Genomic DNA, 1,246 nt, shown 5'->3' on the forward strand with positions numbered 1-1,246 from the left:
TCTGGAGGTCATGCAATGACGTCAGTCACCGCTGAGGTCCCCATCGAGGACCCGCACTTCTACATGGGCAACCCATGGCCCACCTTCGCGCGCATGCGCGCGGAGGAGCCGTTCTACTACTACGAGCCACTGGACTGCTTCGTGCTCACCCGCGTGGCCGACATCCGCGCCGCCCTGAGCAGCCCGAGCCTGGTGAGCTCGCGCGGCATCTTCCTCAACGACTGGAAGTACGCAGCACAAGCCGGCGACTCGACCGTCACCGACAGCTTCTTCCCCAAGGGCGGCGAGCAGGTCGGCACCACCGACCCGCCGCGCCAGACCGAACTGCGACGCGTCATCGCACCCGCATTCTCGCCCCGCGCCATGATGAAGATGACCGATGCACTGGCCGCCGACATCGAGTCGCTGCTCGACGAGATCACCCCCGGCCAGAGCGTCGACTGGATCCACTACGCCAGCCTGGTGCCGATCAAGGCAGCCACAAAGCTCATCGGGCTGCCCGACACCGACGCCGACCGCGTGCAGTTCTGGAGCGATGAGCTCGAGAAGCTCGGCGGCGACATCACCTTCGAAGAGCTCGAGGCCGCCGCACACGAATTCCAGAGCCTGCAGGCCTACATCATCGAGAACCTCGAGATCCGCAAGCAGAACCAGCAGCCGGAGGACGAGGACCTGCTGACCGTGCTCCTCAACGCCGAGCTCGACGGCAAGGGCGTGTCCGAGGCCAACGTGGTCATGTTCGCGATGACCGCCATGGCAGCCGGCAGCGACACCACTCGCGCCCTCCTGGCCGGGATGGTCTACCACCTGGCACAACACCCCGAGCAGTGGGAGCTGTTGCGCAACGACCGGTCATTGGTCCCGCTGGCCATCGAGGAGACACTGCGCTACGTCACTCCGGCCCGTGCCTTCGGCCGGACCGCGACCAAGGACGTCGAGATCAACGGCCAGCAGATCCGCGCCGGGCAGCGGGTCTACTGCATGTACATGGCGGCCAACCGCGACGAGGACGTCTTCCCCGACCCCGACCGGTACGACGTCACCCGCAAGGAAAGCGCCCAGCACCTGACCTTCGGAGCCGGCGCCCACGTGTGCGCAGGATCTCGGCTGGTCCGCCTCGAAGGGCCCATGCTCCTGAACGCACTGCTCGACCGATACACCCGGGTCGAGCTGGCAGGCGACGCCACACCAGTCGTCCACGTCATCCGCAACGGCTGGAGCACGATGCCCGTCGTCTTCCACACCT

General features: G+C 66.4%; 1 protein-coding gene. It reads left to right on the forward strand.

Annotated elements, in window-relative coordinates; genetic code table 11:
• Positions 1 to 15: 15 nt before the first annotated feature.
• The coding region (locus ACYQ1K_RS27875) for a cytochrome P450 (RefSeq protein ID WP_459986887.1) at positions 16 to 1,246 on the forward strand (1,231 nt) is incomplete at its 3' end.

This window comes from Nocardioides sp. AN3 (genome assembly GCF_054653495.1).